Genomic DNA, 7,511 nt, shown 5'->3' on the forward strand with positions numbered 1-7,511 from the left:
CAAGAAAATTGTTGATCCTTGCCACGAGAATTTTTAGCTCGAATGGCTTTGCTATATAGCCGTTGGCTCCTGCATTATAACATTCCACCCTGTCGTCGACACTATTCTTAGCAGTAAGAAGGATCACTGGGATATGGCTGGTATTAATGTCGTTTTTTAAGTGGCGGCAAAGCTGAAGGCCGTCCATACCAGGCATCATCACGTCACTCACGATGATGTCGGTTTCGTTCGACTTAATAACTTCCAGCGCTTGAAGGCCATCTGTAGCAGTATACACGTTATAGTATTCCCTGAGGATATTCTCTACAGTAAGCAAAAGGTCTTCGTTATCGTCCACTAAGAGAAGGTTTAGCCTGTCGGGTTTACCGGCTCCATCTAAACTGCTTTTCCCTGCGTTATTTGCTGCCGGAAGATAATCAGGTGCATTGTCTTCCCTTATAATTTCAGTGGCTTCTTTAAGATCCTGGTCTGTGTAGCTTTCCGGACCTGTAGGAATCCTCACCGTAAACACGGAACCCATGTTCGGTTCGCTCACCACATCGATGGAGCCTTGGTGTATTTCAACCAGGTTTTTCGTAAGAGAGAGTCCTATGCCGTTACTCTCGTTCCTGTTTTTTGAATTGTTATAAAAAGGGGTGAAGATTTTCTCCTGTTCAGCCTGCGATATTCCAGGCCCTGAATCAGCAACCCTCATCACGAGGAAGTCGTGAAGCATATATCGTTCTTCAGATAAGCTAATGGATATTTTGCCTCCTTTGGGAGTATATTTAAAAGCGTTTGATAAGATGTTAAACACGATTTTATCAATCTTATCAGCATCAAAATATGCGTCAGACTCCGGCACTGATGTATCGATGGAGAAATTGATTTCCTTCTTTTTAGCCAGCGGCATAAAATTGCTGAGGCTTATCTCTTTAATAAAGGCGATAATGTCTCCCCGTGAAATTTTCAGGAACATGTTGCCGCTTTCAATTCTTCTGAAGTCCAGTACCTGTTGTAAAAGGCGCTTCAGCCTGTTAACATTCGAGCGCATTTTCTCATATTGGGGAAGGTTCCGCTTAGTGGTGATCTGGATATCGTCTATCAGACAGGATATAATAGTAAGGGGCGTAAGAAAATCGTGAGAAATGCCGGTAAAGTAACTTATTTTGGCCTGGGCAAGCTCCTCTGTCTTCTCTCGTTCTATCCGGGCAATCCGGAGGTCACTGCGCAGCTTCAGGCGGTAGGTGGCGAAGCGGAATCCGGCGTAAATCATTGCTCCTATGAGCGCCAGATAGAAAGTATAGGCGGCATTTGATTCATAATAGGCTGGTTTTTTGTCAATAATCAACCTGACAGCGTCCTCTGACCATACATTCTCCGGACCGCTTGCCTTCACCATGAAGGTATATCGTCCCTTGCTCAGGTTATTATAAACAGCAAACCTGCGGCCTTTGCCTGGGTATACCCAGTCGGCGTCTACTCCTTCCAGTTTATATGCATATTGAATTTTACCGGGAAACTCATAATTCAGGGATGAAAAATCTATCTCCAGGTTCCTGTCTTCAGGTTCAAGGACAACAGCCTCAGAGGAATGTTCTCTCCCCGCGATATCGGTTATCGATGCATTGTTGATCTTGATGTCTGTGATTACCGGTTTGTGCTGGCCGTTTTTCATCTCCTTTTCCGTGGAGGTGCTGAACACAGATATCCCGTTTGTACCTCCGAAGTAGATTTGGTCGTCAGACTGACTCTCTGCATAAGCTCTCCTTGCAAGCATTTTTACAGTAAAGCCGTCATCTGCAGCATACTCCCTGAATTTTTTGAAAGGAGTGATCCGATAGACCAGCCTTGAGGTTGATACCCAGATATGGTTGTTTTTGTCGCAGGTGAGGGTAAGTATCTTCTCCGATGAGGCGAATTTGTTGTAGGTGTAAAACTTTCCGGCACTGGTTTGGTACCATGCAATTTTTCCGGAACCGGATGCTATCCATATATTGCCATGACTATCGGCAGATATACTCCTGATCTCCGGGTCCGTAATTCCTTTTACGTTTTTAAAGTGAATGATACGTAAAGGCAATAGCGATTCTTTCTTCTGACTGATCTTGTAAAGTCCGTTCCATGAAGTAGCGATCCAGATATCTCCCGACGAATCCTCCGTGATTCCTGAGATGCGACCAGTTACAGAATTGATTGCCAATAGGTTGTTCTGGCCGCTTGGCCTGACGAGAATTCCATTGGTTGTTGTAACCCAGAGATTGTTCCTGCTGTCTTCAAAAAAAGAGAGGGGATTGCCGGAATTGCTGTCATAATCTCTCAGGTTGAATGTATTCTCAACTTCAGGCCGGTTTTGCTTCAGGCTTATGACAGTTATAACGGGCAAATACGTGGAGCCTGTCCAAACCTGGTTAGTACCCCGCGGCACAATGGCACAGCTGACTGAACTGAGTGCTTTTATTTTGGACAGGGACGGATAGTCGCTGTATAGCACCGGTTTTTTTGTCCGAATGTCGAAAAAGCCGAATCCAAGCCGGTCCATATCAAACCACATGCGTCCCTGCCTGTCTGCATAAAGCATGGTGAAGTTGGCAGACAGGCCATATTTGCGTTTAATTTCATCGAAGGTATAATTCAGTACGAATGGTTTGTTGAAGTTGACTGTTAGTATGCCGTCTCCGAACGCCGCAATCCAAAGATTTCCGTCCCGGTCTTTGTATAGATCGCTGAATACGTTGTTTGTATTTGTAAACAAATGAGAGACATCCGCTTCCTTTATGTTACCTGAGTGGGCGTATTTAAAAGCTGTGATGCCTGAAAAAGACATTACCCAAACGTATCCCTGCTGGTCATCCTGCAGTACGCTGTAAAAAAGTTCTTCTTTGTTACTTTGCTTTCTTCTGCTCCGGACCTCTACCTCTTTGTACATCTCCCCGCTGTCTTTTCGGGGGTCAAATAAAAACAACCCGTTGCCCCAGGTACATATCCAGTAGTTCTTCCTGTTGTCCTGGAATATTTTAAACGGATTGTTGTTTTCGCCGATTTTAGGAAATGCCTTAATTGAACTATCCTTTTTATTAAATCGGTATAAACCGCTGTTCCAGAAACAAATCCAGATGTTTCCGTCAGCATCTTCGTAAATAGAACTGGCTCCGCTGTTAGGGATTTCCCTCTGGCCATAGATCTTCTTCAGGGTAAAGTCTGCGTTGTATACCAGAACAGGGCCTTCTGTACCAATCCAGATATCATGGCCTTTGTCTACCAAAATGCTTTTTACTCTCCTTTCCTGTAGTCGCTTATCAGGAAAGGGTTGCAGCCTGTACGTCTTTTTGTCGAGAAGCTGAAGCCCTGCATCTGTACCGATCAGGAGATATTCGCCTGCCTCTTTAATAGACGTAATATTGTCGCTTCCCGGAAGACGGGAGCTTGCTGAATGTTTTATGTTTAGTATGCGGTATCCATCGTAACGGCATAAGCCTTCGGGGGTTCCGATCCAGATATATCCCTGCGAGTCCTGGAAAATCTGGTTGACGGTATTGGAAGGAAGTTTATCGCTACCCGGGATAGACGATAATTGCATCTGCCCCGCATATAGTACATTGAAAAATGACAGGCAAATTGCTGCTGAAAATAGTGCCTTTAATATAACTCTGTTCAATCTTTTCTGGTTTACTATCAGACAAAATAGAACAGTAAATATAAAGATTAATAGCGTTTAGAATGTTCTGAAATCTGACTGGTGTTGTGACCGGCCATGACTTCCCTGGTTTCCTGAATAACACACTGGCTATGCGATATGTACTTAATGTAGCAAAAATTTTATATAAATGACCTCTTTTTAGCAGGTAATTGGCACAAAATCAAACTGCATTGCCCCTGAAAGCGTGTACTTTTGGTCCTTTACGAACCAATTACCTGTCGTCACGCAGATCTCGCGATCCAAACCGCCGGCCAGTTAATTGACCAATCAGGAAAATCATATAAGATGAAGCAACTTGCGACTTATCTATTCTTTGCAATTTTTATGATCCATGCCGTCTCCGCTCAGCCGGGAGACAAGCACAATTTCGGGGTCGGAAACCGCACATTTCTTCTTGACGGAAAGCCCTTTGTAATAAAAGCTGCAGAAATACACTATCCCAGGATTCCGAAAGAATATTGGGAGCACCGGATAAAAATGAGCAAAGCCTTGGGGATGAATACCATTTGCCTGTATGTTTTCTGGAACTATCATGAGCCCGAAGAGGGTAAGTATGACTTTAGCGGTCAGAAAGATATAGCAGCCTTCTGCCGGCTTGCACAAAAGCAAGGCATGTATGTCATTGTCAGACCGGGACCTTATGTCTGTGCAGAATGGGAAATGGGTGGCTTGCCCTGGTGGTTGTTAAAGAAAAAAGATATCAGATTAAGAACGCAGGATCCTTTTTATATAGCTTCGGTAAGGCGGTTTATGAAACAGGTAGGAGCGCAACTTGCCGGGCAGCAGATAACACGTGGCGGAAATATCATTATGGTGCAGGTGGAGAATGAGTATGGTGCTTACGGTACAGACAAGGCTTATGTTGCAGAGGTGCGCGATATTGTGAAGGAATCGGGATTTACGGATGTGCCCTTATTTCAGTGTGACTGGAACTCGAATTTTCAGAATAATGCACTGGATGACCTGCTTTGGACTATCAATTTCGGAACCGGAGCCAACATTGACGACCAGTTCCGGAAGCTGAAGGAACTCCGGCCTAATACTCCTTTGATGTGCAGTGAGTTCTGGTCAGGATGGTTTGATCACTGGGGCGCAAAACACGAGACAAGAAGTGCCGCTGAACTTGTTAAAGGAATGAAGGATATGCTGGATAAGAATATTTCTTTCAGCCTGTATATGACGCACGGCGGAACAAGCTTTGGTCATTGGGCAGGAGCCAATTTTCCTAATTTTTCACCTACCTGCACTTCCTATGATTATGATGCCCCTATCAGTGAATCGGGAAGAACCACTCCGAAGTTTTTTGAAGTGAGAAATCTTTTGAAAAACTATCTTCCGGAAGGAGAGAAACTATCCGAAATACCCGACTCTATCCCTACAATCAGTATTCCCGCATTTGAACTAAAACAGGCAGCACCTTTATTTGAAAACCTGCCGCAGCCTCAGCTTAGTAAAGATATAAAATCAATGGAAGCCGTCGGACAGGGCTGGGGAAGTATTCTCTACAGGACAACCTTACGTAAATCAACTGCTGAACAGACATTGATCCTGACAGAGGCGCACGACTGGACCCAGGTATTTGTAGATGGAAAACGGATCGGTATTCTCAGCCGCATGAAAGGAGAGGGAACTATAGCACTGCCGCCAGTAAAAGAGGGGGCAGTGCTGGATATTTTAGTGGAGCCGATGGGCAGGATGAACTTTGGCAAGGGCATTTATGACTGGAAAGGTATTACAGAAAAAGTGGAGATAAGATCAGGTGAGGTGATAAGAGAATTGAAAAACTGGAAGATCTATTCATTCCCCGTCAATTATTCTTTTGTAAAAGATAAAACATACCGGGAACGTAAAGTACCGGTCAATACAGCCGCATGGTACAAGGGGGCTTTCAACCTCAATCAAACCGGTGACACGTTTATTGATATGTCTTCCTGGAGCAAAGGTATGGTTTGGATAAACGGGTATGCTATCGGCCGTTACTGGCAGATTGGACCTCAGCAAACCCTGTATGTTCCGGGATGCTGGCTGAAAAAGGGACTTAACGAGATCATTGTCTTTGATTTAGCGTCTCCTGAGAAAGCTCAGATCTCGGGTCTTCGCCAGCCAATACTGGACGTACTGAAAGGCAACAGCGCTTTTACTCACCGGAAATATGGCCAGAACCTTGATCTGAAAGATGAAAAGCCTTTCTTTCAGGGCACGTTCCGGCCTGGGAACGGCTGGCAGCACATCCGGTTCGGAAAGGCTGAAAAAGTCAGATACTTTTGCCTGGAATCTTTAAGCTCCTTTGGTGATGATAATTATGCTTCTGTTGCTGAACTGGAGATCGTGGATGAAAACGGCAAACCTCTTTCCCGCCAGCACTGGAAGGTATTGTATGCAGACAGCGAAGAAACCGAAGCCGCTAATAATGTAGCCAGTAATGTTTTTGATCTGCAGGAGTCTACTTACTGGCATACAAATTATACGACTACGAAAGCCAAACAGCCGCACCAGATTGTCATTGACATCGGGGAGGAGAAGACAGTTTCAGGCTTTTCTTATCTTCCACGTCCAGAGGAAGGCAAAACCGGAATGATTAAAGATTTTCGGGTATATGTTAAGTTGCAGCCCTTTAAATTTTAACACCACATTCTGATAGAAATAAAAAGAAGCGTCATGAACCCTGTTAGACTCACCTGTTTTATAGCTTTAGTTCACATCTTTGCTTTCCCTGCATTTGCTCAGAAATGGCAGGATAAGGAAACAATACTATCCGTCATTAATAAAGTAAATACTTACTGGCAGGCGCACAATAGTCCTTTGGGCAGGGCATTCTGGGATAATGCTGCCTATCATACGGGAAATATGGAGGTGGTCAGGCTAACCGGAAATAAAGAATACCGCCAGTACTCTGAAGAATGGGCCCGGTATAATAAATGGATGGGAGCGAAATCAGCGGATAAATCGCAATGGAAATATAAGTACGGTGAAACAGATGATTATGTGCTTTTCGGCGACTGGCAAATCTGCTTTCAGACCTATGCTGACCTTTATCAGCTTGATCCCGATCCGCAGAAGATCTTGCGGGCACGCGAGGTGATGGAATACCAGATGAGTACCCCTGAAAACAGGTACTGGTGGTGGGCAGATGGACTTTATATGGTGATGCCGGTAATGACAAAGCTTTATAGGATAACCGGGAATAATCTTTACTCCGAAAAGCTTTATGAGTGGTTTAAATACGCGGATAGCATTATGTATGACGGTGAATCGGGGCTTTATTACCGGGATGCCAAGTATGTTTATCCTAAACATAAGACAACAAACGGGAAGAAGGACTTCTGGGCCCGCGGTGATGGCTGGGTATTCGCCGGGCTGGCTAAAGTATTACAGGATTTACCCCCGGAGGATCCTCATTACCGGTTCTATGCTGCCCGGTTCAGTACGATGGCTGCTGCTATTGTGAAAAGCCAGCGGCGGGAGGGATATTGGACCAGGAGCATGCTCGACCCGGATCACGCTCCCGGACCTGAAACCAGCGGTACAGCGTTCTTCACTTATGGTCTGCTATGGGGATTGAACAACGGAGTTCTGACGGGGAGCCAATACCGGAATGCGGCATCCGGTGCCTGGAATTATTTAACCGGTACCGCACTTCAGGCAGATGGCCGGGTGGGATACGTTCAGCCTATCGGGGAAAAAGCCATCCCCGGTCAGGTTGTTAATGCTGGTTCGACGGCAAACTTTGGCGTAGGGGCATTCCTCCTGGCAGCATGTGAAATGTATAAGTTTTCCAGCCAGCCATCTAAAAAGAAAATATTGAATCGTACAAAAAACAGCAATTAACCTA

Annotated in this window: 3 protein-coding genes; 2 read left to right on the plus strand and 1 reads right to left on the minus strand. The window is 45.0% G+C overall.

What is annotated here, in order from left to right; all coding sequences use genetic code 11:
• Positions 1-3,637: hybrid sensor histidine kinase/response regulator (locus DDR33_RS06140; protein WP_158280653.1), on the minus strand; the 3,637-nt coding region annotated here is incomplete at its 3' end.
• 327 nt (positions 3,638-3,964) lie between these two features.
• On the opposite strand from DDR33_RS06140, the gene DDR33_RS06145 reads away from it, so the two are divergent.
• Together DDR33_RS06145 and DDR33_RS06150 are read left to right on the plus strand one after the other, a co-directional pair.
• Positions 3,965-6,304 carry a beta-galactosidase gene (locus DDR33_RS06145; RefSeq protein ID WP_109414898.1) on the plus strand — a complete coding sequence of 780 codons (2,340 nt, stop codon included), beginning with the start codon at positions 3,965-3,967 and terminating at the stop codon, positions 6,302-6,304.
• Positions 6,305-6,337: 33 nt separating this feature from the next.
• Entirely contained in the window at positions 6,338-7,507 is a 1,170-nt protein-coding gene (locus DDR33_RS06150; protein ID WP_109414899.1) for a glycoside hydrolase family 88/105 protein, read from the plus strand.
• Positions 7,508-7,511: the final 4 nt, after the last annotated feature.

The organism is Pararcticibacter amylolyticus (assembly GCF_003130405.1).
Taxonomy (GTDB): Bacteria; Bacteroidota; Bacteroidia; order Sphingobacteriales; family Sphingobacteriaceae; genus Arcticibacter; species Arcticibacter amylolyticus.

What these genes read in the sequence shown, in the direction of transcription:
- DDR33_RS06145 (WP_109414898.1), top strand. Translation starts at nt 3,965, where the DNA reads ATGAAGCAACTTGCGACTTATCTATTCTTTGCAATTTTTATGATCCAT.
- DDR33_RS06150 (WP_109414899.1), top strand. Translation starts at nt 6,338, where the DNA reads ATGAACCCTGTTAGACTCACCTGTTTTATAGCTTTAGTTCACATCTTT.